The organism is Amycolatopsis sp. CA-126428, assembly GCF_002904335.1.
GTDB lineage: Bacteria > Actinomycetota > Actinomycetes > Mycobacteriales > Pseudonocardiaceae > Amycolatopsis.
Genome location: NZ_PPHF01000074.1, coordinates 377,564 through 401,063, shown reverse-complemented (window position 1 = coordinate 401,063; position 23,500 = coordinate 377,564). Strand labels below are relative to the sequence as shown.

The 23,500-nt window shown below is 73.7% G+C and carries 17 protein-coding genes; 8 read left to right on the top strand and 9 right to left on the bottom strand.

What is annotated here, in order from left to right:
* Positions 1 to 23: 23 nt before the first annotated feature.
* Positions 24 to 1,223: a cysteine desulfurase-like protein gene (locus tag C2L58_RS20235; RefSeq protein ID WP_103339152.1), complete on the top strand. Its 1,200-nt coding sequence runs from the start codon at positions 24 to 26 to the stop codon at positions 1,221 to 1,223.
* A gap of 132 nt (positions 1,224 to 1,355) precedes the next feature.
* Here the strand turns inward: C2L58_RS20235 and fusA are convergent, their stop codons facing one another.
* From fusA to C2L58_RS20215, 4 genes are all read right to left on the bottom strand, one after another.
* On the bottom strand, positions 1,356 to 3,311 hold the full coding sequence (fusA, locus tag C2L58_RS20230) for an elongation factor G (protein ID WP_103339151.1): 1,956 nt from the start codon (positions 3,309 to 3,311) through the stop codon (positions 1,356 to 1,358).
* Positions 3,312 to 3,721: 410 nt separating this feature from the next.
* Entirely contained in the window at positions 3,722 to 5,362 is a 1,641-nt protein-coding gene (locus C2L58_RS20225) for a PucR family transcriptional regulator (protein WP_233225809.1), read from the bottom strand.
* A 52-nt stretch (positions 5,363 to 5,414) separates the two neighbouring features.
* A complete protein-coding gene (locus tag C2L58_RS20220) occupies positions 5,415 to 7,004 on the bottom strand; it encodes a hypothetical protein (protein WP_103339150.1) in 1,590 nt (529 codons plus the stop codon).
* Between the two features lie 216 nt (positions 7,005 to 7,220).
* Positions 7,221 to 10,796, bottom strand: a complete 3,576-nt coding sequence (locus C2L58_RS20215) for a discoidin domain-containing protein (RefSeq protein ID WP_103339149.1) — start codon at positions 10,794 to 10,796, stop codon at positions 7,221 to 7,223.
* A 228-nt stretch (positions 10,797 to 11,024) separates the two neighbouring features.
* Between C2L58_RS20215 and C2L58_RS20210 the strand changes: the two genes are divergently transcribed.
* Positions 11,025 to 11,459: an SRPBCC family protein gene (locus C2L58_RS20210; protein ID WP_103339148.1), complete on the top strand. Its 435-nt coding sequence runs from the start codon at positions 11,025 to 11,027 to the stop codon at positions 11,457 to 11,459.
* A 253-nt stretch (positions 11,460 to 11,712) separates the two neighbouring features.
* Here C2L58_RS20210 and C2L58_RS20205 read toward each other — a convergent pair whose 3' ends face one another.
* On the bottom strand, positions 11,713 to 12,585 hold the full coding sequence (locus C2L58_RS20205) for a MerR family transcriptional regulator (RefSeq protein WP_103339147.1): 873 nt from the start codon (positions 12,583 to 12,585) through the stop codon (positions 11,713 to 11,715).
* A 298-nt stretch (positions 12,586 to 12,883) separates the two neighbouring features.
* On the opposite strand from C2L58_RS20205, the gene C2L58_RS49275 reads away from it, so the two are divergent.
* The 4 genes from C2L58_RS49275 (at position 12,884) to glgC (ending at position 17,102) form a co-directional block, all read left to right on the top strand.
* The gene (locus C2L58_RS49275) at positions 12,884 to 13,054 is read left to right on the top strand and encodes a hypothetical protein (RefSeq protein ID WP_158264143.1); all 171 of its coding nucleotides are present in this window, start codon (positions 12,884 to 12,886) and stop codon (positions 13,052 to 13,054) included.
* Between the two features lie 84 nt (positions 13,055 to 13,138).
* Positions 13,139 to 14,518, top strand: a complete 1,380-nt coding sequence (locus C2L58_RS20200; RefSeq protein ID WP_233225808.1) for an MSCRAMM family protein — start codon at positions 13,139 to 13,141, stop codon at positions 14,516 to 14,518.
* A gap of 215 nt (positions 14,519 to 14,733) precedes the next feature.
* The gene (gene glgA, locus C2L58_RS20195; RefSeq protein WP_103339145.1) at positions 14,734 to 15,888 is read left to right on the top strand and encodes a glycogen synthase; all 1,155 of its coding nucleotides are present in this window, start codon (positions 14,734 to 14,736) and stop codon (positions 15,886 to 15,888) included.
* Positions 15,885 to 17,102, top strand: coding sequence for a glucose-1-phosphate adenylyltransferase (glgC, locus tag C2L58_RS20190; protein WP_199191343.1), 1,218 nt, complete (start codon positions 15,885 to 15,887; stop codon positions 17,100 to 17,102). The genes glgA and glgC overlap by 4 nt, the downstream gene beginning before the upstream one ends.
* A 248-nt stretch (positions 17,103 to 17,350) precedes the next feature.
* Here the strand turns inward: glgC and C2L58_RS48720 are convergent, their stop codons facing one another.
* Positions 17,351 to 17,593 carry a hypothetical protein gene (locus tag C2L58_RS48720; protein WP_146073637.1) on the bottom strand — a complete coding sequence of 81 codons (243 nt, stop codon included), beginning with the start codon at positions 17,591 to 17,593 and terminating at the stop codon, positions 17,351 to 17,353.
* Positions 17,594 to 17,665: 72 nt separating this feature from the next.
* On the opposite strand from C2L58_RS48720, the gene C2L58_RS20180 reads away from it, so the two are divergent.
* Positions 17,666 to 18,703: an NADPH:quinone reductase gene (locus tag C2L58_RS20180; protein WP_103339142.1), complete on the top strand. Its 1,038-nt coding sequence runs from the start codon at positions 17,666 to 17,668 to the stop codon at positions 18,701 to 18,703.
* Between the two features lie 60 nt (positions 18,704 to 18,763).
* Here the strand turns inward: C2L58_RS20180 and C2L58_RS20175 are convergent, their stop codons facing one another.
* Positions 18,764 to 19,723 carry an alpha/beta hydrolase gene (locus tag C2L58_RS20175; protein ID WP_103339141.1) on the bottom strand — a complete coding sequence of 320 codons (960 nt, stop codon included), beginning with the start codon at positions 19,721 to 19,723 and terminating at the stop codon, positions 18,764 to 18,766.
* Between the two features lie 164 nt (positions 19,724 to 19,887).
* Between C2L58_RS20175 and C2L58_RS20170 the strand changes: the two genes are divergently transcribed.
* On the top strand, positions 19,888 to 20,910 hold the full coding sequence (locus C2L58_RS20170) for a helix-turn-helix domain-containing protein (RefSeq protein WP_103339140.1): 1,023 nt from the start codon (positions 19,888 to 19,890) through the stop codon (positions 20,908 to 20,910).
* Positions 20,911 to 21,084: 174 nt separating this feature from the next.
* Here the strand turns inward: C2L58_RS20170 and C2L58_RS20165 are convergent, their stop codons facing one another.
* Together C2L58_RS20165 and C2L58_RS20155 are read right to left on the bottom strand one after the other, a co-directional pair.
* Positions 21,085 to 22,053 carry a TIGR01777 family oxidoreductase gene (locus tag C2L58_RS20165; protein ID WP_103339139.1) on the bottom strand — a complete coding sequence of 323 codons (969 nt, stop codon included), beginning with the start codon at positions 22,051 to 22,053 and terminating at the stop codon, positions 21,085 to 21,087.
* A gap of 357 nt (positions 22,054 to 22,410) precedes the next feature.
* A complete protein-coding gene (locus C2L58_RS20155; protein ID WP_103339137.1) occupies positions 22,411 to 23,190 on the bottom strand; it encodes a prepilin peptidase in 780 nt (259 codons plus the stop codon).
* Positions 23,191 to 23,500 lie beyond the last annotated feature (310 nt).

The following is a 23,500-nucleotide window of genomic DNA, read 5'->3' as shown; positions in this document are numbered from 1 at the left end:
CCGCGGTTCGGCATGCTGGCGGCGTGACCTACGACGTTCAGACGATCCGAGCGCACTTCCCCGCCCTCGACGGCGGTGCCGCCCACTTCGACGGACCGGGCGGCTCGCAGGTCCCCGATGTCGTCGGGGAGGCGGTGGCGAGCACGCTGTGCGCGGCGATCGCCAACCGCGGCGTCGTCACCGCGGCCGAGCGCCGGGCGAGCGCGGTCGTCGCCGAAGCCCGCCAAGCCGCCGCCGACCTGCTCGCCGCCGACCCGGCCGGCGTCGTCTTCGGCCGCAGCATGACGCAGCTGACCTACGACTTCTCCCGGACGCTGGCCCAGAAGTGGGGTCCCGGCGACGAAGTCGTGGTGACCCGCCTCGACCACGACGCCAACATCCGCCCGTGGGTCCAGGCCGCGGCGGCGGCCGGCGCGACCGTGCGCTGGGCGGACTTCGACCCGGCCACGGGCGAACTCGCGCCGATCGGCGGGCTGCTGTCGGAGCGGACGCGGCTGGTCGCGGTGACGGCGGCCTCCAACCTGCTCGGCACCCGCCCCGACATCCCGGCGATCGCGGCGGAGGTGCACGACGCGGGCGCGCTGCTCTACGTCGACGGCGTCCACCTGACCCCGCACGCGGCGGTCGACGTCACGGCGCTCGGGGCCGACTTCTACGCGTGCTCGCCGTACAAGTTCCTCGGGCCGCACCTCGGCGTGGTCGCGGCGGCGCCGGCGTTGCTCGAGACGCTGCACCCGGACAAGCTGCTGCCGTCGGCCAACGCGGTGCCGGAGCGGTTCGAGCTGGGCACGCTGCCGTACGAGCTGCTGGCGGGCACGACCGCGGCGATCGACTTTCTCGCGGGTCTGGTGCCGGGGACGGGGTCGCGCCGGTCGCGGTTGCCGGAGTCGATGGCCGAGCTGGAGGGGCACGAGAACGCGCTGCTGGCCCGGCTCGGCGCCGGCCTGGCCGCGTTGCCGGGGGTGACGCGGTACGGGGCGCCGGAGCGGCACCGGACCCCGACGGAGTTGTTCTCCGTGGCGGGGGTTTCCTCGCAGGCGGTGTACGAACACCTCGGGGCGCAGGGGGTGAACGCACCGGCGGGGAGTTTCTACGCGATCGAGTGTTCCCGGCAGCTGGGGCTGGGCGACACGGGCGCGGTCCGCGCGGGGATCGCGCCGTACACCACCGAGGACGACGTGGACCGGCTGCTGGCCGGGATCGAGTCGCTGCCGCGCGGCTGAGGGCAGCTCGCGCCGGTCCCTGCGTGACGGGACGGCCGACACGCGTGATCAGCGGGTCGACACGCGTGATCAGGAGGTCGACACGCGGTGCGGGTGGTGAGCCGGGGTTCGCCCGGCTCACCACCCTCGGCCTCACGGCACCGGCGCGAACCCCGCCGGGCGGGCGGTGAACGTGCCGCGGCCCTGCGTGCGGCTCTGCAGCCGGTTCGCGTAGCCGAACAGCTCCGCCACCGGCACCGTGGCCGTCACCACCGCCGAACCCGGCCGGACCGCCGAGCCGGCCACCCGGCCCCGGCGGGCGGCGAGGTCGCCGAGCACGCCGCCGACCACGTCGGGCGGGACCGTCACCGCCACCTCGGCCACCGGCTCGAGCAGGCGCAGGACCGACGAGCGCAGCGCCAGCCGCAACCCGAGCCGGCCCGCCGTGCGGAACGCCAGGTCCGACGAATCCTTCGGGTGCGTCGCCCCGTCGACCAGCGTCACCCGCAGGCCCGTCACCGGGTGGCCGCCCAGCGGCCCCTCGGCCAGCGCGTCCCGGCAGCCGGCCTCGACCGCGCGGACGTACTCGCGCGGCACGCGGCCGCCGACGACCGCCGAGGCGAACTCGAAGCCCTCCGGCGCCGGCGAGACGTCCAGCACCACGTGGGCGAACTGGCCCGCCCCGCCGTCCTGCTTGACGTGGCGGTACACCAGCCCCGTCACGCCGCTGACCACCGTCTCCCGGTACGCCACCGAAGGACGGCCCACGGCGACCTCCAGGCCACGGTCGCGGCGTAGTCTTTCCACCGCCACCTCCAGGTGCAGCTCACCCAGCCCGGACAGCACCGTCTGCCCGGTCTCCGGATCGACCCGCACGACCAGCGACGGGTCCTCCTCGGCCAGCCGGGCCAAGGCCGCCGTCAGCCGCTCGCCGTCGCCCGCCCGCCGGGGTTCGACCGCCACCGAGACCACCGGGTCCGCCGACACCGGCGGTTCCAGCAGCACCGGGTCGCCGGGCGCGGCGAAGGTGGCGCCGACCCGCGCCGCCTTCGGTCCGGCCACCGCGACGATGTCACCGGCCACCGCACTGTCTACTTCGGACTGGCGGTCGGCCTGCACGCGCAGGACGCGCGCGATGCGCTCGGTGCGTCCCGCGTCCGTCACCTGGTCCCCCTTCCGCAGCGTTCCCGAATACACCCGCAGGTACGTCAGCCGTCCCGTCGCCGTCGAGACGACCTTGAACACCAGCGCCGCCGGCGGCGCCGCCGGGTCGGCGGGCCGGTCGGGCCGCACCGGCGGGACGTCCGCCGGCGACGGCAGGTACGCGACGACGGCGTCGAGCAGCGGCTCGATCCCGCGGTCGCGGTAGGCCGCCCCGCACAGCACGACGAGCCCGTCGCCGCTGAGGGTCAGCTCCCGCAGCGCCTTCTCCAGCGTCTCCGCCGAGACCGTGCCGGTGGCGCAGAACTCGTCGAGGGCCACCGGGTGCAGCTCGGCGACCGCCTCCTCCAGCGCGTGGCGCCGGCGGCGGGCTTCGGCGACGAGCTCGTCCGGCACGTCTTCGTTCCGCAGGCGCAGCAGGTCGACGACGCCGGTGAAGCCGTCCTCGCGCCCGATCGGCAGCTGCACGACCAGCGGCGCCGGGTGCAGCCGCGCCCGGATCGAAGCGACGGCGGCGTCGAGGTCGGCGCCCGCGCGGTCGAGCTTGTTGACGAACGCGATCCGCGGCACGCCGTGCCGGTCGGCCTGCCGCCACACGGCCTCGCTCTGCGGCTCGACCCCGGCGACGGCGTCGAACACGGCGACGGCGCCGTCGAGCACCCGCAGCGACCGCTCGACCTCGGCGGTGAAGTCGGCGTGGCCGGGGGTGTCGATGAGGGTGAGCCGGTGGCCGTTCCACGAGCAGCTGACGGCCGCGGCGAAGATGGTGATGCCGCGGTCGCGTTCCTGCGGGTCGAAGTCGGTGACGGTGGTGCCGTCGTGGACCTCGCCGGTCTTGTGGGTGGCGCCGGTGTGGCGCAGGATCCGTTCGGTGACGGTGGTCTTGCCCGCGTCGACGTGGGCGAGGATGCCCAGGTTGCGGACGGTGGCCAGGGGTTGGTTGCGCACGACACAGTCCTTTGTGGACGAAGTGATCGGGACGGCGCGATTCCCCGCGGCGGTGGTTCAGGAACGCGTCACGGAGTCCGGTGCGAGCCGCGCGGCCGGCACCGGGGACGCGAAGACACCAGGATCACCTCGGACCGCGGACGGGAAGCAACAGCAATGCGGTGACGCACGGCCGGCTCCCTTCGTTCGACGCGGCGGACAGGTTCCGGCGAAGAGTAGCGACACCCGGCCCACCCGCCAACGCATTTTCGCGGCCATCCGCGTGATTCAAGGGTCAACTCGCGTGATCCAAGGGTCGACACGCGTGATTTGGGGGTCGACACGCCGGACGCCCCGAGTTCCGTCGTGTCGTCCCTTCAATCACGCGTGTCGACCTTTCAATCACGCGTGTCGGCTCTCCGATCACGCCGTCAGGAAGGTGGTGGGGCGACCACGCGGAGCTGGAGCATGGCCGCGAACCTCGCTTCCGGGTCCGTGAGGTCGAAGCCGCCGACTTCGGCGAGGCGGCGCAGGCGGTAGCGGAAGGTGTTCGGGTGGACGTGGACCGCCGCGGAGGCCGCGATGACGTCGCCGAACGCGTCCAGCCAGGCTCGCAGCGTCTCCACCAGGTGGGCTTGGTGCTGGGCGTCGTAGTCGAGCAGGCGGGCGACCGCGCCGGTCGGGCGGTCGCCGCGGGCCGCGACCAGGTCCTGCAGCTCCAGCAGCAGGGCCTCGACGTGCACGTCGGCCAGCAGGGCGACCCGGCGGCCGGCACCGCTGCCCGACCGGAGCACGCGCAACGCCCGGTCCGCGCTGCCGCGGGCTTCCGGCAGCTCGGCCGCGCTGCGCGCCACCGGGCCGATGCCGACCACCGCGCGGACGCGGTCGCCGACCCGGTCCAGGAAATCCTGGGCGATCCGCAGGGCGCGCTGCTCGGCGTCGGTGTCGCGGGTCACCGGCACCAGCCCGTAGGCCGTGTCGCCGACGAGCGCCGCGGCGCAGCGCGGGTGCACCGCGCTCAGGTGCATCGCCAGCCCGTCGCTGAGGCGCTGGCGGCCGGCCGCGAGCTCGGCGTCGGCGGCCCCGGTTTCGAGGACCGCGAGGGCCAGCACGACGACCGGCTGATCGGCGAGGCCGAGCCGGCTCAGCGCCTCGCGCGCGGCGGGGCCGCCTTCGAGGGCCGTGCTCAGCAGGTCCGCGCGCAGCCGCCGTTCGACGTCGGCGCCCGCCCGGACGCGCAGCAGGTGCAGGGCCACCAGGCGGGCGGCGTCACGCAGCGCCTGAGCGCGGTCGGGCGTCAGCGGCTCGCTCACCGCAGCCCAGATCGAGCCGAGGATCTCGTCGCCCGCCCGTACCGCGACGGCCACGCGCGGCAGCATGAACCCGGCCGGGCTTCCCGCCGGCCGGTCGACGTAGACCGGCTGATCGGTGCGGTAGAGCTCGCGGAACACCCCGCGCTCGGCCAGCATGCGGGCGAACCGCTCGGGGACCTGCCGGCCCAGGATGGTCTCGACGCGCGAAGGGTCGGCTTCGTCCTGCCGTCCGGAGAACGCCAGCACGCGGGACCGCCGGTCCTCGATGGTGACGGGCGCGTCGATCAACGCGGCGATCGCGTTGGCCACGGCGAACAGGTCACCCGAGGGCAGCCCGGCCAGGGTCTCCGGCTGCGCGTCGCCGACGTCGCCCTCGGCCAGCAGCGACCGCAGCATCGCGGCGAGCTGGGTCCAGGACGCGCCCCGGGCCAGGCTCAGCAGGGCGACGCCGGTCTCCTCGACGGCGGCGGTGATCGCCGGGGTCACCGTGACCGGGGCGCGCAGCACGAGCCCGGCCGCGTCGTGGCGGGCCAGCGTCCGCAGCTGCCGCACGACCTCGTCCGGATCGGCGAGGCCGACCCCCAGCACCAGGGCGTTCTGCGGCAGCGCGGGCTCGTCGAGCGGATCGTGGATGGCGACGCCGCCGATGCTGCCCGGGCGGTCGCCGTCGCCGAGCACGAGGTCCAGGAGCGTGCCGCCGAGGTCGTCGAGGACGCGGGCGAGGCCGGCGTGCGGGCGCAGTTTCACGGAAACGAGCACCTCCCGAAGCTAGGCGCGACACCGCCAGCCTAGTTCGTCGCCGACGACGAAATCAGCTTTCGTTCTGGTGCTCGCCGACGAATTCCTCCCACCAGGGGATGAGCAGGAAGGACGCGTCGCCGAGCCCGCGGAAGAACCCGCGCGGCGAACCGGGCGCGAACTCGGGCTCGCGTTCGTACCGGCTGTACCGCCGGCTCTCCCAGACGTAGACCGGGACCCCGGCGGGGACGTCCGGCTCCTCCCGCGACTGCTCGGTGACGAGGACGACCCGGTCGTGCCCGGCGGCGGGTGGGTCGGAGCGCAGGTCCGTGGCGTGCCAGCGGATCAGGGCGTGCAGCGGTGACTCACCCGGCTCGAGCGGGAAGCGCCCGCCGCCGAGGAGGACGACATCGGCGTCGTCACACCGCTGCGCCAGGGCGACGCCGAAGACGATCCGGGTGTCACTGCGCGGCTCGATCACGACGAGGGTCCGCCCCGGCAGCCGCGGGACGGCGCCGAGGCTGTGCCGCGCCCCGGCGGCGAGGGCAGCTTCCCACCGGCGGCCGGCCACCCCGCCCCAGGCCTTCGCGAACCGCAGCGGCCCCACCCCGGACGCGCGGACTTCGCCGGGATCCCCGATCCGCTTGGCGACGGCCATGGCGGTTTCGAACCCGATCCCGGCGGCATCGAAGCGGCGGAGGTGGGCGAGCAGGGTGGAGAGGGGCAGGTGCGGGATCAGCGGTTCCAGCCGGGCGAGGCCGCCGGGCCGGGACAGCAGGTCGGTGATGGGTAGGGCCGCGAGGAGGGTTTCGGTGTGCGCCGGGGTGGTGGCCCGCCGCAGCTGGGCGAGCCACTGGCCGGGCAATGGGTGGCCGGTGCCGGAGTGGAGCCGGGCGAGCAGGTGCAGCGGGCCGGTCAGCGCGTGGTGAGCAGCCGACGGTTCTTGCGGCCCGGCCGCCACACCGCCCCGCCTGAGAAGCGCAGCCGCCGGAACCCGCCGCAGCGGCCCGGCCGGCGGAAGCGCCGAAGCACCCCGCCCACCGGAATCCCCCGGACCAGAGATCCCCGCCCAGCTCCGCACCAGCGGCAACGTTTCCGGAATCGTCCGGACCTTCCCGTGCCGCCGCGCCAGTGCGTGCCGGAACAAGTCACCCTGGGCGCCGTCACGGGCCCTGGGATGAACGCGCCTGATCACCTCGCCGAACCGCAGCGGCCGGGGTGTGCCGATGCCGCCCAGCCGCGACAAATCGGCGCGAATGAACCCCAGCTCGAAGTGGTGTCCGCCGTCGTCGAACGCCAGCAGGGCCCGCTCGTCGTACAGGCGCGTCACCGCGTCGGCCACGCCACGCTTCACCGGCTTCGGCAGCGAAGGCCCGTACACCGAAGCCCAGTACGCCAGCAGGTGCCCCGGGTCGTCGGCGCGGCGCAGCACCGATGCGATCACCTGCCGCGAGGTCCCGTGCTCACCCCGCTCCAGCCGCCCGGCCACGAACGCCGCCGCCCCGATCAACGCCGGATAGCGCATCGGGGTCTCGGCTCGCAGCCAGCGCAGAAAACCCGGCGCCCACGCCGGATCCGCCGCCCGCAGCAGCGAGACGTACCGCTCCCTCTCCGGGCGTGGCCAAGCGAAGAACGCGTCCTGGTACGCCGCTCTGGCCAGCACCGTGCGGTACAGCTCCTCGATGACCGCCCCTCCCCCACGTAGCGCCCGCGAGCGAGGAGAACCGAGACCCGGATCGGCTCCGGGCTGGTCGTCGGCGGGCGGTGAGGGGACACGTGCACCCCTCCACTCGTCCCGGATCGCGACCCACAGCCACGCACCGGCACTCCCCGCTCGCGAGCCTCGCCAGCGTAGCGACGGGGTCCGACAAAACCGCGGCTAGATCAGCTTCGCAGCCACGTTGTACGCCTCCACCAGCAATTTCGCGTTCGGCACCCGCCGTCGCGGCTCGACGCGGATCGTGCGGCTCTCCCCCGGCAGCAGCCAGAAGTAGTTGTCGCCGTAGCGGGTCGGCAGCACGCGGTCGGTGCCGTTGCGTTCGCGCAGGGAGAGCCGGATCATCGCCGCGACCGTGCGCCCGTCGTTGCGGATCGTCGCGGTGTAGGCGTCGCCGTCCGGCCGCAGCGACGTGGTCAGGCGTGCGCCCGGGAGCTGGTTGAGCGCCCGCATCGCCGCGTCCGTCCGGTAGCGCCAGTACGTGTTCTCCGACAGCACCGTGCCGCGGCCGTCGGTCAGGGTCAGCCGGAGCAGGTGCAGGTCCGGCAGGCCGTCGGCGAACGGGACGGCGAACGCGGCCGCCGCCGAAACCGGTGCCACGTCGAGCTTCTGCTCCTGGGCCTTGCCGAGCGTCACGCCGTCGAGGCCGTGGAGCCGCGCGGTGGCGGTCACGCCGGTCAGCGCGGCCGGGGTGTGGTTGACCACGCGCACCTGCCACGTCGTCAGGTCGGCTTGGACGTGCCGGGCCTCGCAGCCCTTGCGCGCGCCGTAGTAACTGCCGTTGACGTCGAGGTCGTAGTCGTAGGTCTGCCACACCGTGCTGTGCCACGCCGGGTGCGACATCCACAGCAGCACGCCGGTGGCGTCGGCCCACAGCTTCGCGTTCCACGCCTCGAAGATCGCGCGCATGCTCTCGTAGTTGACGAACTGCGCCTTGCGGCAGAACTCGGCCAGGCTCGTCGACGGCGCGAGCCGGGCGTCGATCGCCGCGAGGTAGCTCTGCGGCGACTGGTTGCCGCCCGTCGACCAGTCGTGCAGGAACCAGGGCGCGCCGATCGGCCAGCCGGGATCCCCGGCACCGACCAGGTTGCGCATGCTTTCGACGACCGACACCGTCGGCAGCCCGATCTCGCTCCAGAACCCGTACTTCCCGCCGGTCGCCTCGCCCGAGAAGTACCGCTTCGGGTCCTGCCAGTAGTAGGGCCCGTCGCCGGTGATCACGCCGCCCGCCGAATTGCCCTGGTAGAGCAGGTCGGTGTGCGCGTGGACGAGGTCGCGCAGCGCGTTGTCGATGGCCGGCGGCGGGGTGCCTTCGTTGCAGCCGAACCAGACGATCGCGCACGGGTGGTGGCGGTAGCGCAGCACCGTGTCCTTCGCCTGCGCCAGGAAGACGTCGTGGTTGGCCGGGTCGGTCGACCAGCCGTCCCAGAACTCGTTCCACAGCAGGATGCCGTACTTGTCGCAGGCGTCGAACAGCTCCGGCCGGTACGACGAGCCGACCCAGTTGCGGATCAGCGTGAAGTTCATGTCGCGGTGCATCGCGACGACGGCGTCGGCCCGCTCGGCCGGCATCCGGCGCAGCAGCTCGTCCCAGCCCCAGCTGCCGCCGCGGGCGAAGATCTTGACGCCGTTGACGAGGAACGTCAGCGGCTTCGGGCTGTTGACGACCGTGGCCGCGTCGGTCCAGGTGTCGCCGTCCTGCGACACCTGGATCTTGAACGTCGCCGCGTAGGCGGTTTCCCAGGTCAGCACGACGCGGTCGAACGCCGTCGCGGTGCCGAGGTCGACCTGCAGCCACTGGTTGTCTTCGTAGGCCGACGTCCAGCGCGTGTTCGGGTCGCCGTCGAAGGCGCGCTCGGGCGGGTTGCCGTCGGCCACCGACTGGGCCGCCGACGGCTTGCCCTGCGCCAGGTCGGTGCCCGAGCTGTCCGGCACGGACATCGTCCAGAGCGAGAAACCCCAGCCGGTGGCGCGCTTGAGCCCCTGCATGCGGACGAACCGGGCGTTCTGCGGCCCGAGGTCGACGGTCTGGGTGGCCCGGCCGTCGGCGATGACGATCGGCAGGTCGTAGCCGTAGCCGATTTCGCGCAGGCCGATCTTGACCGTCCGGCGGTCGCTCGTGGCGGCGCCGATCGACGCGGTCAGCGTCAGGTCGTAGCGGTCCGGGTCGCCGTAGCCGTTGGGCCACCAGAGCTTCGCGTTCTCGACCCGCTGCTTCGGGAACACGACGTCGGTGCTCTGCCCGGCCGGGACGGTGACCGTGGTCGCCAGGTTCACCGGGCCGAAGGCGGCGGTGACCTTGACGCGCTGGGCGGTCGCGGCGGCGTTGCGCACCGGGACGGTGAGCGTGACCTCGGCGGTCTTGCCGTCGGGCACCTTCGTGTCGACCCGGACGTCCCCGAGCACGGCGGCGCCGGTCGAGCGCAGGCGGACGTGGTCCCAGAGGCCCGCCGCGCGGTCGCGCACCGCGGGCATCCAGTCCCAGCCGGAGACGGCGAGGTAGGTCGGCGAGTTGTCGAACATCGTGCCGCCGGCGTCGACCCAGGAGCTGCCGGCGGCGCCCTTGTCGCCGGGACTGCCGGGCCGCGGCATCGGCGCGATCCGCACGGCCAGGACCTGCTCGCCGGTGCGGCGGAGGGCGGCGGTGACGTCGTGGACGCCGCGGCCGAAAGGGTGACTCTGCGTGGCGATTTCGGCCCCGTTGAGCCAGATCCGCGCTTCGTGGTTGACACCGTCGAACTCGAGCCAGACGTGGCGGCCCGGGGAGGTGTCTAGGCCGCGCGGCAGGGCGAAGCGGCGGCGGTACCACCAGGCGTGACGCGAAAGCGCTTCCGGGACGTGCAGGTTGTTCATCCCGGACACCGGGTCGGGCAGCCGGCCCTGCTCGACGAGCGAGGCCAGCACCGTGCCGGGCACGGTCGCCGGGAGCCAGCCGCGGGTGTCCACAGTGGAATCGGAGAGCACCTTGCCGTCGCCGGTGGGTGCCCAGTCGTCCATGGTGAGCACCCAGCCGGATTCGAGCGGCACGGTGCCGTCGGCCGCCACGGCCAGTGCGGGCGGCTCGTCGTCCGGCTGCACCGGGAAGCTCGTCCAGCCGCGGACGGCGGGCCGGGCCTCGCGGCTGGTCCCGAAGACCTGGAAGCCGTTGAGGCCCAGCGGGTTCGTCGTCGAGCGGCGGCTCGCGGTGAAGCGGACCCACCGCGCGGTGACGGCCAGGGGGATCGTGACGACGCCGCCGGTGCCCGCGTCGGTGTGGTGCACGGTGCGCCACGCCTTGCCGTCGCCGGAGGCGTCGAGGTCGAACGCCGTCGCGTAGCTGGACTGGATCTCGAAGCCGCTGGTGCGGGAGCGGGAGGCGGCGGCGTCGAAGGCCGGGTCGCCGGGCCGGGCCTCGAAGGTGAGGACCACGGAATCGATGGCGCACGGGGCCTGCAGGTCGACGACGATCCACTGGTCGTCGCCGCGGGCGGCGCGCCAGCCGGAGCCGCGGACACCGGTCTGGGCGAGGCCGTCGACGGCGAACTCGGCGGGCGTGGCGGCGTAGTCGGTCGAGGAAACCTGGACCGGCCGGAACAGGGCGAGATCGCTCCGGCGGCTCTCGGGCGCGGCCGGCACGGCCGAGGCGACGCCGGGCAGGACGGCCGCCAGCCCGAATCCGGCCAGCAACCCGGTTCCCGCGGTCAGGACGTGCCGACGGGACAGGGCGGCCACCTCCGCGCGCTCGTTCTCCTCCGCCATGCGGACTCCGTTTCTTCAAGCGGGTTCTTCCAGCGGCGACCGGACCTGGCGGGGTGTGGCACCGAGGACTGACAACGTTGCCAGGAAGCTTCTGCCGCGATCGCCGACACCGTCAAGAAGACAAGGAGGACAAGAATCCGGCTCGCTGACATCGATGTCGTCAGTCAGCCCCGATGAGCGGGACGCGGTAAGGTTGCAACGAACTTGCAACGAACTCGGGAGGCCGGAGTGGTCCAGGTCGAACGCACGGTCCAGGTGGCGGCGCCGATCGGCGCCGTGGCGCAGTACCTGGCCGACTTCGCGCACACGGAGGACTGGGACCCGGGCACGATCTCGTGCACCCGGACCGACCCGGGCCCGATCGTGGTGGGTGCGCGGTGGCACAACGTGTCGGAGTTCCGCGGCCGGAAGACGGAGCTGGACTACCGCCTGACCCGCCGCGAACCGGGCAAGGTGACCTTCGTCGGCGAGAACAAGACCGCCACCTCGACCGACGACTTCACGCTCACGTCCGGCCCGGACGGCACGACGATCCGGTACCGCGCGACGATCGTGTTCAACGGCTGGGCGAAGCTCGCGAGCCCGCTGCTGAAGCGCGAGTTCGAGCGGCTGGGCGACGAGGTGGTGCCGAAACTGCGCGGGGTTCTGGCCGAGCTGGGCTGACCGCCCGCGGCCGGGCGAGGTTCGTCCGAGCCGGTCTCCGGCACAAGCCGGGCCCGCGGCGGGCCCCGCGGGCCGCCGCGGTTCGCGGCTGTGGTGGCGCGGTTCGCGGCCGCCGCCGCAGTGGTGTGGTTTCCGTCCGCCGCCGCGGGTGACGCGGTTCGCGGCCGCCGCCGCATTGGCGCGGTTCGCGGCCGCGGTGGTGCGGTTCGCGGGCCGCATCGCACCGCCCGGAGCCAGGCGCCGCGCTGGGCCGTCAGACCTGCGAGTGGTCCAGCGCCAGTTCCACCGCCGAAGCCAGATCATTCACCCACCGGAACCCGCGATCGCCCAGGTGCGCCCAGCCCGGGCCCGCCGTGCCCACTTCGCGGCCCGAGGTGCGGATCCGGTCCGCCAGGAGGTCGTCGGCCGTGGTCGGGGCCATCGACCACAGCAGCACCAGCACCGGGTCCAGCCGGGCGGCCAGGTCCGCCACCGTTTCCGCCGGGACCAGCTGGCCCAGGTAGGCCACCGGGACCGCCGCTTCGGCCAGGGTGGCCCGCAGCGCCTCGATCGGCAGCGAGTGCCGCTCCGCCGGGCAGCAGGCCAGCAGCACCGGGCGGCCCGGCACCGCCGCCGGGAACCGGCGGCTGAAGCGCTCGAACGCCAGGGAGATCTCCGACGTCAGCGCCCACTCCGACGCGAAACACACATCGCCGCGCTGCCATCGGTCGCCCAGTCCGCGCAGGACCGGCGCCAGCACCTCGGTCCACGCCGCGGCCGGGCCCAGGGTGCTCAGCGTTTCGTCCAGCAGGCCCGCCATCGAGGCGTACCGCAGCTCCTCCGCCGCGTCCGTGAGCTCGTGCGCGCGGCGGGACGCCGGCACCTCGAGCCCGGCGGGCGCGCGGCCGAACGCCGCCTCCGCCGCCTCCCGCACCGGCATCCCCCGCGCGACCAGCCGCTGCATGTGCTGCAGGCGGCGGACGTCGGCGTCGGAATAGCGGCGGTGGTGGCCGGCGCCGGCGGGCGGGCCGATCCCGTAGCGCGCGCTCCAGCTGCGCAACGTCACCGGCGACACCCCGAGCAGCTCGGCCACCTTGCCGGGCGCCCAGGCCCCGGCGGCGGGGAGCGCCTCGTTGTCGGGTTCCACCGTGCCCCTTCGCCTCGCTGACCGTGAACGGACGGAGTTTAGCGATGTTCCCGGCGGCCGAACGGCGAAGACACGCAGGCCGCGGCGGGGACGCGGCGGCGGGGGATGGCCGGCCGCGTCCCCTCCGGCGCCGCCCGGCGCCGGCGATCCGGCCCGCGTCAGCCGGATCGCGCCGGCCGCGCGGTGTGGCAACCGCCGCGGCCGGTGACGTACCGGGGAACTCGTTCCCGAACCACGCTATACCGCGACGCAACGCTTGTGCATCGGCTTCCCTCGGATGCCGCAGCGGGGCCCGCGAGTGACCACGCGCCGCGGCGGGATCGCGATCCGGGGACCGGCGGCGGCCCGACCGGTGTGGACCCCCGGCCTGGACCGGCTGCCCACCGGCCCCGAGACGGGCAGCGGCCGGTGCCGCACCCAGGGCCGGATCACCCCGTCGGCCCTGGTCCGGCGGCTCCGCGTTCGCTAGCTTGACGATGATCGCAGTCTTCTGCGCCATCGCCGGGCGGCGCCGCGGGGAGCCGCCGGCCCGGCCGTTCCGGGGGGATCCACCGTGTCCAGAACACCCCTGCGCGGGGTGAGACGGCTCTTCGCCGTCCTCGCCGCCGTGCTCACCACCGGCGCCCTCACCGTGCCGGCCGCCCACGCCGACGACCCGTCGCTGATCATCACCGCCTCGGCCGGCGCCGGGCCGAACCTGGTCGCCAAACCGTTCCCGATCACGCTGACGCTCACCAACACGACCGACCAGCCGCTGACGAAGGTCACGCTCTGGGACGAGCACCTCTCCGGCTCCTGGCTGTCGATCCAGGACTGGGCGAACCTCGGCGGCAGCCCGCAGGCCGGCGTGACGCTCGACCCGGGCGCCACCCGGACGTTCACGATCACCGCCGTCGTCTGGACCTGGAACGGCGCGCCGCACGACCGGTTCCGCGCCGACTGGACCCCCGGCGGCGACCTGGCCGTCCCGATGGTGGACCCGACGACGACCCAGGGGCCGGCGTCCGGTGTCCTCTACGGCGACCGCAACGAAAACGGCGCCTTCGACGCGGGCGAGGGCCTGCCCGGTGCCGTCGCCTACCTGTACGGCACGGGTTCCGGCAACACGATCGAGGTCACCACGGACGCCGACGGCCGGTTCGCCTTCACCGGCCTGCCCGCCCAGCGCTACGGGATCTCCGTCCGGAACCTGCCGGACGGCTGGGTGTACGACTCGGCGCAGCAGAACGTCGATGTCGACGGCAGTGATCCCGGGCCGGCAGTGCCACTGCGCGCGCTCCGGCCGTTCACCGAGAAGCTGCAGGTGACCGGCTCGTTCGACCGGACGCGGTACGAGATCGGCGAAACCGCGCAGGTCACCTTCACGCTGACCAACGTCAGCGGCGGCGACCTGCACGGGATCACCGCGGGGTGCGACCGCTTCGGCTCCGCCGCGCACCTGCTGGGCTGGACCGACTGGGACATCACCGCCCCGGCCGCGATCGACCTGGCCGCGGGCCGGACGCGGACGTTCACCGAAACCGGCACCGTCCCCGCGGGCGCGACCCCCTACGGCGCCGTCCACCTGGCCTGCGACTTCGGGGTCGAACCCGGCCCGGGGAACGGGCGGCCCGAGGTCGACCTCATTGCCCACGTGCCGGCTCCGCCGGGCGCCACCGCGGGCGTGATCTACCACGACGACAACGGCAACTACACGGTCGACGCGGGCGAGCCGATCACCGGGACGGCGGTCGACCTGCTCGACCGGGCCGACGGCTCGGTCGCCGCGTCGGCCGTGTCGGACGCCGAAGGGCACGTGGCGTTCGCGAACGTCCCAGCCGGCCAATACAGCGTGCGCGTCGACGGCTGGCACCCGGTCGAAGGCGCCGCGGACGTCTCGGTCGGCACCTGCTGGTACTGCGGGGAGGACTGGGCCATCCCGTACCGGCGCTGAGCGGGCTCGTGGCCCGGCCGCGCGCCGGGCCACGGGTCGTCCACAGTGGAGCAGGCCGGCCGGCGAACCCGCAGCTGAGCGGACCGGACGGCCGGCTGGTCCGCTCCGCGCCGGCGTGGACACGCCCCGATCACCCCGGCAGTGACGGAAAACTCGCGGAATTCCCCGGTCCGCCAGACTGCGCCACGGGCGGGTGAGGCCCTAGGGTTCGCATCATGAAGGTCGGTCTGCTCACCCGCGAATACCCGCCGGAGGTCTACGGCGGCGCCGGGGTCCACGTGGAGTTCCTCGCCCGGGAGTTGCGACCGCTGGTCGACCTCGACGTGCACTGCTGGGGCGCGGACCGGCCCGGCGCCACCGGGCACACCGACCCGCACGGCTACCGGCAGCCCGCGTTCACGACCATGGACATCGCCGTCTCGATGGCCAACGCGCTCGAAGGTCACGACCTCGCGCACAGCCACACCTGGTACGCGAACCTGGCCGGGCACCTGGCGAAGATGACGCACGGCATCCCGCACGTCGTCACCGCGCACTCGCTCGAACCGCTGCGGCCGTGGAAGGCCGAGCAGCTGGGCGGCGGCTACCGCGTCTCGTCGTGGATCGAGCGGGAGGCCTACGAGGCCGCGGACGCGATCGTCGCGGTCAGCGGCGGCATGCGCCGGGACGTCCTCGCCGCCTACCCCGCGGTGCCGCCGGAGCGCGTGCACGTGATCCACAACGGCATCGACACCACGCTCTACCGGCCCGACCCGGGCATCGACGCGCTGGTCAAGCACGGGATCGACCCGGACCGGCCGTACGTCCTGTTCGTCGGCCGGATCACCCGGCAGAAGGGCGTCCCGCACCTGGTCCGCGCGGCCGCGAAGCTCGACCCGGGCGTCCAGCTGGTGCTGTGCGCGGGCGGCGCCGACACCCCGGAACTGGACGCCGAGTTCCGGGGGCTGGTCGCCGAGCTGGAGAAGACCCGCACCGGCGTCCGGTGGATCCCGGAGATGCTGCCGCGCGACGAGGTCGTGCAGCTGCTCACCCACGCCGCGGTGTTCGCCTGCCCGTCGGTCTACGAGCCGCTCGGCATCGTGAACCTCGAGGCGATGGCGTGCGGCACCCCGGTGGTGGCCAGCGACGTCGGCGGCATCCCGGAGGTCGTCGACGACGGGCGCACCGGGCTGCTGGTGCACTACGACGAACAGGACCCGCAGGGGTTCGAGGCGGGCCTGGCCGCCGCGCTGAACGAAGTGGTCGGCTCCCCGGACCGGGCCGCCGCGATGGGCACCGCCGGCCGCGAGCGCGCGGTCGGCGAGTTCGGCTGGAAGGCGATCGCCGAGCGGACGGTCGCCCTCTACGAAGCGTGCGGGAGGTCGTCGTGACAACTGGAGCCGACGTGCTGGGCATCGTCCTCGCGGGCGGCGAGGGCAAGCGCCTGATGCCGCTCACGGCCGACCGCGCGAAACCCGCCGTGCCGTTCGGCGGCGTGCACCGGCTGGTCGACTTCGTGCTGTCGAACCTGGTGCACGGCGGGTTCCGGCGGCTGTGCGTGCTGACGCAGTACAAGTCGCACTCGCTCGACCGGCACATTTCGACGACGTGGCGCCTCTCGGCGCTGACCGGCGAGTACGTCACGCCGGTGCCGGCGCAGCAGCGGCTGGGCCCGCGCTGGTACCAGGGCAGCGCCGACGCCATCCACCAGAGCCTCAACCTGGTCTACGACGAGGACCCCGACTACATCGCGGTGTTCGGCGCGGACAACATCTACCGGATGGACCCCCGGCAGATGCTGGACGCCCACATCTCGTCCGGGGCCGGCGTCACGGTGGCCGGGATCCGCGTCCCGCGGGCGGAGGCGAGTTCGTTCGGCGTCATCCGGACCACCGACGGGCTGATGATCGACGCGTTCATGGAGAAGCCGGCCGACCCGCCGGGCCTGCCGGACTCCCCCGAGGAGTCGTTCGTGTCGATGGGCAACTACATCTTCACGACGAAGGTGATGCTGGAGGCGCTGCACGCCGACGCCGAAAACTCCGCTTCGCACCACGACATGGGCCGCGACATCATCCCGGCGCTGGTCAAATCGGGTGAAGCCGCCGTCTACGACTTCAACACCAATGTCGTGCCCGGGGAAACCGAACGCGACCACGGTTACTGGCGCGATGTCGGGACCATCGACAGCTACTACGACGCGCACACCGACCTGATTTCGACGCACCCGATCTTCAACCTCTACAACCGGAAGTGGCCGATCCTCGCCCACCCGGGCCAGCGCGCGGCGGCGAAGTTCGTCGAAGGTGGCTCGGCGAACCAGTCGATCGTCAGCAACGGCTGCATCATCTCCGGCGCCCAGGTCGTCGACTCGGTGCTCTCCCCCGACGTCCTCGTCGAGCAGGGCGCGGTGGTGCAGGGTTCGGTCCTGCTCGACGGCGCTCGCGTGGGCCGCGGCGCGGTGGTGCGGCGGGCGATCCTGGACAAGAACGTCGTGGTCCCGCCCGGCGCGCACATCGGTGTCGACCTGGCCCGCGACCGCGGGCACTACCACGTCAGCGAGGGCGGCATCGTCGTGCTGGGCAAGGGGGAACGCGCGATCTGACCCGCCTCAGGAGCGGGTGGCCCCGAGATCCGCTCGACGACCTGCCGGGGGTCGATCCCCCAGCGCTCGGCCAGCTCCGAGATGGACGCTCCCGCCGCGTACTCGGCAGCGATCAGGCTGTTGACAACGCCGGCCACCGGCTCACTCCTCGGCCACGGGTGTTCGGGCACCCGAGATGCTACATGTTCGTCGCGGACGTCGAACAACGTGCTGTACGTCGGCGGTCCGCTCGCCGGCCGGCTGCTCGGTCACCGCCCGGATTCGTCCGGTTCCCGCGCCGGATTCGGCACTTTCGCCTGCGCGCGCGTCGCGCTGAACACGGCGTCGAAGATCGGCGTCGGCTCACCGTCGTCGCGCTTCGGCCGCTCATCCCCCGGCGTGCTCTTTTCCTCTCCCACGCGCCCCAGTTTCTGCGACGGCCCCCGATTTCGCTGACGCGAGCGCCGAAGATCGCCCACCCGGGGGATCTCGTTTTCGCGCTTTCCCGGCACCGAAAAACGATTTCCCGGCGCATTTCCGCGGGTCCCGGGAATATCCCGGCCCGTCCGCGGATTGCACCCGGCATGAAGGCAGTCGTCTACCGCCGGCACGGCGGACCCGAGGTACTGGAGCTGTCGGAGCGAGCCGTCGCGGACCCGGGGCCGGGCGAAGTCCGTGTCCGGATCGTGGTGTCCGCGGTCAACCCCACGGACTGGAAAGCGCGCGGCGGCCTGCGCGCCGAACCCGGGGCCGAGGTCCCGGAAACGGTGCCCAACCAGGACGGCGCGGGCGTGGTCGACGCGGTCGGCCCGGACGTCACCGGCTTCGCACCCGGCGACCGCGTGTGGCTGATCCTCGCCGGCGCGTACGGGCCCGAGTCCGGCACGGCGCAGGAGTACACCGTGCTGCCGGCCTCGAAGCTGGTCCGGTTGCCCGACGGCGCCGGGTTCGACGCCGGCGCCGGCCTCGGCGTCCCGGCACTGACCGCGCACCGGGCGCTCACGGTCGCCGAGGACGGCCCGACCCGGCTCTCCCCCGGCGCGCTCGCCGGCCGCACGGTGCTCGTCAGCGGCGGGGCGGGCGCGGTCGGCAACGCGGCGATCCAGCTCGGCCGGTGGGCCGGGGCGACGGTGATCGCGACGGTCAGCAGCGCGGAAAAGGCCGCCCTCGCGCAGGCGGCCGGCGCTCAGCACGTGCTGCGCTACCCCGATCCGGAGCTCGGCGCCCGCATCCGTGAGGTCGCCCCCGACGGCGTCGACCTGGTGGTCGAGGTCGCGATGGGGGTCAACGCGAAGCTGCACACGGAGGTGCTGCGCCCCCGCGGCACGGTCGCCACGTACGGCGACGACCGGGGCACCGGGACGGTGACCTTGGAGTTCGGGCCGAACCTGATGCTCAACTCGCGGTACCAGTTCCTGGTGCTGTACACGGTGGGCGAAGACAAGCTCCGCGCGGGCGCCGAGGACATCACGGCCGCGCTGGCGGACGGCGCGTTGGGGGTCGGCGAGGATCGCGGGGTGCCCGTCCACCGGTTCGCGCTGGCGGAAACGGCGAAGGCGCACGCGGCGTCGGAGGACGGGATCACGGGGAAGGTGCTGATCGACGTCAATCCGGCGGACTGATTTCGGCTTCGCGGCGGCCGGCTTTTCCTGTCACACGACAGGAAAGCCGGCCGCTTTTGGTCAGCCGGCGGTGATGCGGAGGCCGCGTCGCAACGCGTCCAGCTCGTCGGCGAACATGCGGCGGGAGATCTCCGCCGCCTCGACCAAGCTGGAGCCGTGGAACGTCCCCGGGTAGTGGCGCAGCTCGGTCAGGACGCCGGCGTGGGCCAGGCGCTGGGCGTAGGTGATCCCCTCGTCACGCAGGGGGTCGAACTGGCAGGTCGTCACGAACGCGGGCGGCAGCCCGGCCAGGTCGGCGGCGCGCGCCGGGGCGGCGTAGGGCGAGACGTCCGGGCCGCCCGGTTCCGCGCCGAGGTAGCTCGTCCAGCTGTGCACCGCGTTCGGCCGGTTCCAGATCGGCGTGTCGGTGTAGGCCCGCATCGACGGGGTGTCCAGGCGGTCGTCGAGTTCCGGGATGCCGAGGTACTGGAAGCACAGCTGCGGGCCGCCGCGGTCGCGGGCCAGCAGCGCCACCGCGGCCGAGAGGCCACCACCGGCGCTTTCGCCGGCCACGCCGAGGCGGGCCGGGTCGATGCCGAGCTCGTCGGCCTTGGCCGCCACCCAGGTCAGGGCGGCGTAGCAGTCCTCGACCGGCGCCGGGAACGGGTGCTCGGGGGCGAGCCGGTAGTCGACCGAGACGATCACGACGCCCAGTTCGTCGACCAGGCGCAGCACGTGCGTGTCGAAGGTGTCGAGATCGCCCAGGACGAACCCGCCGCCGTGGATGTAGAGCAGGCCGGGCACCGCGGTGGCGCGGTTCGCCGGGGCGTAGACGCGGACCGGGACATCGGGGGCATCGGACGGCCCGGGCACGGTGAGGTCCCGGACGTCGATCGGCCGGGTCGGTTCGTAAGCCGGCAGGACTTCGCGGAGTTGGGCCATCGAGGAGCGCGCGGCCAGCAGGGACTCGTGGTCGGTGAGGGTCACGGCCGGGAGCATGTCCAGCCAGGGCAGCAGCTCGGGATCGATCGCGTAGGTCATGGTTTGATGATCGGCCGCATGAGGCGACGTGGGCCACCGCCACGCGGCGGCTGTTGCGGCCCGAATCCACGCCACCCGGCGGCAGGCCGGTCGTCGCCGGGCCGGCGGCGGCGCTGCCGGCCCGGTGCTCGCCATCCGGTGGCGGGCGCCTCTATCGTGGCGACATGAAAGGGCTGCTGCTGCGGCTGTCCGGGCTCGACGCCGACGCCGAGAACGCCGTGCGGGTGATCGGGTTTTTCGACCGCCTGATCGCCGGCCGCGCGGGTCTGGACGTTCTCGTGCGCAGCACGGCGGACCTGGCCGGCTGCCCGGTCGGCGTGCACGCTCCCGGCCAGGGTCTGTCGCTGCGTGCTTCGCCGGGCGCCGGCGTCGCCACTCCGGCCGCGGCGCCCGCGGGGGCCGCCACGCGGACGCTCGAGGGCGGCGTGGTCGTGTGGGTGGCCCGGGCGGGCGCGGCCGTCCCGCTCGACGACATGCTGCTCGAACGGTTCGCGATCGCCGCCGCGATCCTGCTGGAGCACTCCGGGGTACCGCTGCCCGAGCTCGGGGATCCCGCTCTGGTGGAGCTGGTGCTGTCGGAGGACGCGGGCACGGCCGAGCGGTCCCGGGCCCTGCACCTGCTCGGCTTCGGCCCGGCGGCGCGGCTGCGCGTGCTCGCGGGCACGGGCGTCGAGGCGCTCGCCGGCCGTTCGGCGCGGCTGGGCGGGGTGCGGGCGGTCCTGCTGCCGGGTGAGGTGGCCTCGCTGCCGGACGGCGCCCGCGCGGGCATCGGCCCGGAGGGACCGGCGATCGAGGTGGCCCGATCCTGGGCGGCGGCCCGGACGGCCCTGCGGTTCACCTCGGCGGCGGAGCCGGTGGTGTGGTGGGAGCGGCTGGGCGGCCTGGCCGCGCTCGCGGGCAAACTGGCGCCGGCGGAACTCGCGGAACTGGCCGACGTCCAGGCGCTCGACCACTTGGCCGCCGAACCCCACGGCGCGGACACGGTGGCGGCCCTCGACGCGCTGTGCGCAACGGGCTCGGCCCGCAAAGCGGCCGCGGCGCTGCACCGCCACCACAGCACGATGCCGGCCAGGCTGGCCCGCGCGGAGGCGGTGCTGGGTTTCGAGGTCGACTCACCGGCCGGCCGCTTCCGCCTCCACCTGGCCTTGGTCCTGCGGCGGCTGCGAGACAACGCCGACCCGGGCTGACCGTCCTGAGTGGACCCGGCACCGCCTCTCCCCCGCGGCCACCATGACCCCGCCCCGCCGCTCCCCCGAGCCGCCCGACCCTCCAGGCACGCAAGCCGACCGCCCAGGTACGCAAGCCGACCCTCCAGGCACGCGAACCGACCGCCCGGGCCCGCGAACCAACGGGTGCCGGGCTCAGCTGACCGTCTTCACCGGCTCCCGCGACCGCCGCACCAACTCCTCGGCCGCGGCCGGCCACTCCGGGTACCTGAACTCGAACCCCGCCTCGCGCAACCTGCCCGGGACCACGCGGCGGCTCTTCAACAGCAGCTCCGTGTCGCTGCGCAGCACGAACGCACCGATCTCCGCCATCCACTTCGTCGCGGGCAGACCCACCGGCACCCCCGCCGCCGAGCGCAGAGCGCGGAGGAATTCGGCGTACGGCAATGGCTCCGGGGCCGCCAGGTTCACCGGCCCGCTCAGCTCGTCGTGCTCGATGAGGAACTCGATCGCCCGGATCATGTCCTCCTCGTGGATCCACGACATGTACTGGCCGCCGCCCGCGACCGGGCCGGCCAGGCCCAGGCGCGTCAAGCGCAGGAGCATCGCCAGCGCTCCGCCGGGTTCCGGGCTCATCACCATCGCCGCGCGCAGCGCCACCTTGCGCGTGTCCGGGGTGGCCGCCAGGCGCTGCTCGCGCTCCCAGGCCTTGGCGATGTCGACGCTGTAGGACCAGTAGGCCGGCACGTCCGGCTCGTCGCCGCCGAGAATTCCGGTGGTTTCGTCGTTCGGGGCGTCGAACCTGTGCGCGTAGATCGTCGCCGTGCTCATCTGCAGCCACACCTTCGGCGGGCGGGCCGCGTGGGCGATCGCGCCGCCGACCACCCTCGCCGAGTCGACGCGGGAGTTCAGCATCTCGCGCAGGTTCGCCGGGGTGTACCGGCAGTTCACCGACCGTCCGGCCAGGTTGAGCACGACGTCGCTGCCGTCGACCTCCGCCGTCCACGGGCCCGGGCCGCGGCCGTCCCAGCGGACGTGGCGCACCCCCGGCTCCGCGCGCGACTCCCGCCTGGTCAGCACCACGACCTCGTGCCCCTGACCGGCCATCGCGCGGCCCAGCACTCGGCCGAGGTGCCCGGTGCCGCCCGGAATCACGATCTTCATGCATCCCCCTTCGCACTTCGCTGGCTCTCACGGTACCCCAAGAGTTGAACGTGTTCAAATAAGGCGCAACGACCGTTGGCCTCACCGACACGGCCACCACTCTGTCCAAGGTGGATGGTTCCGGGCGGACTCGGTCCGGCGGGGAGCGCGTTGATCCCGCTGAGCCTGTCCACCCCGAACGACGCCTCACGGCGCGACGACTCCGGCAACCGGTTCTGCGTGCAGGGCTTCGTCGCGCGCCGTCCGGGACGCCGTCGGCCCGGGCGCGGGTGGCCTATGTGGACGGTGACCCGACGAATCCGGCGGCGGGAGCGCGTCAGGTGTCGGTGCTGAGCTGGTCGGGGAACCGGTGACCGCTCAGGCCAGGCCGGTCAGCCGCTGGTAGGCCTGGCCGAGCGGGCCGGCCGCGAAGATCGCCAGCAGCGCGGCGGCGATCATGAACGGCCCGAACGGCAGCGCCGTCTTGCGGCCGCCCCGGCCGCTCGCCAGCACGACGACGCCGGCGACCGCGCCGAGCAGGAACCCGCCGAACGCCCCGATGAGCAGGGCCGGCCAGGACAGGTAGGCGAGGATCCCGCCGAGGAGGCCCGCGAGCTTGACGTCACCGAAGCCCATGCCCGCCGGGTACGCCAGGGCGAGGACGAGGTAGAAGCCGAACAGCGCGGCGCCGCCGATCCCGGCGCGGGCCAGGGACCACCAGTCGCCGCGCCACCAGGCCGACGCCGTCAGCAGGAGGACGAGGACCGGGTACGACGGCAGCACGATGGCGTCCGGCAGGCGGCGGCAGTCGAGGTCGATCAGGGCGAGGGCGATCCCGATCGCGCCGAAGTAGAGGAACGCGGGCAGGTCCGGCGGGTCGAGCCGCAGGGCCAGCAGCGCGAACAGCACGGCGGTGCCGAGCTCGACCAGCGGGTACCGGACGCTGATCCGGGCACCGCAGCCCGCGCACCGGCCGCGCAGGACGAGCCAGCCGAAGACGGGGACGTTGTGCCGGGCTTTGATCGTCTGCCCGCAGCCCGGGCAGTGCGACGGCGGGCGGACGACCGACTCGCCGCGCGGCACGCGGTGGATCACGACGTTGAGGAACGACCCGACGAGCAGGCCGAGCACCGCCGCGGCCACCGCCAGCACCGCCATCGGGCTCCTTCGTCAGGGGGAACGACCGCCGCAGATCTTGCCCGACCCGGCCCCGCCCCGCGACCGGACAACATGCGTACCCAGCCGGACGACTCGCGTACCTGGACGGTCGGCTCGCGTACCTGGACGGTCGGCCTGCGTCCTGAGGGGTCGGCCCGATCGGAACCGAGGTGAATGTCCAGCCGACTCTCCGGGTACGCGGGCCGACTCTCCGGGTACGCGGGCCGACCGTCGGGGTACGCGAGCCGACCGGCTGGGTACGTGAGTTGCCCGGGGAATTCCGGTCCCGGGGTGGGCGGCGGGCCTACAG

What these genes read in the sequence shown, in the direction of transcription:
- C2L58_RS20165 (WP_103339139.1), bottom strand. Translation starts at nt 22,053, where the DNA reads ATGAAGATCGTGATTCCGGGCGGCACCGGGCACCTCGGCCGAGTGCTG.
- C2L58_RS20215 (WP_103339149.1), bottom strand. Translation starts at nt 10,796, where the DNA reads ATGGCGGAGGAGAACGAGCGCGCGGAGGTGGCCGCCCTGTCCCGTCGG.
- C2L58_RS20175 (WP_103339141.1), bottom strand. Translation starts at nt 19,723, where the DNA reads ATGACCTACGCGATCGATCCCGAGCTGCTGCCCTGGCTGGACATGCTC.
- glgA (WP_103339145.1), top strand. Translation starts at nt 14,734, where the DNA reads ATGAAGGTCGGTCTGCTCACCCGCGAATACCCGCCGGAGGTCTACGGC.
- C2L58_RS20155 (WP_103339137.1), bottom strand. Translation starts at nt 23,190, where the DNA reads ATGGCGGTGCTGGCGGTGGCCGCGGCGGTGCTCGGCCTGCTCGTCGGG.
- C2L58_RS20170 (WP_103339140.1), top strand. Translation starts at nt 19,888, where the DNA reads ATGAAAGGGCTGCTGCTGCGGCTGTCCGGGCTCGACGCCGACGCCGAG.
- C2L58_RS20180 (WP_103339142.1), top strand. Translation starts at nt 17,666, where the DNA reads ATGAAGGCAGTCGTCTACCGCCGGCACGGCGGACCCGAGGTACTGGAG.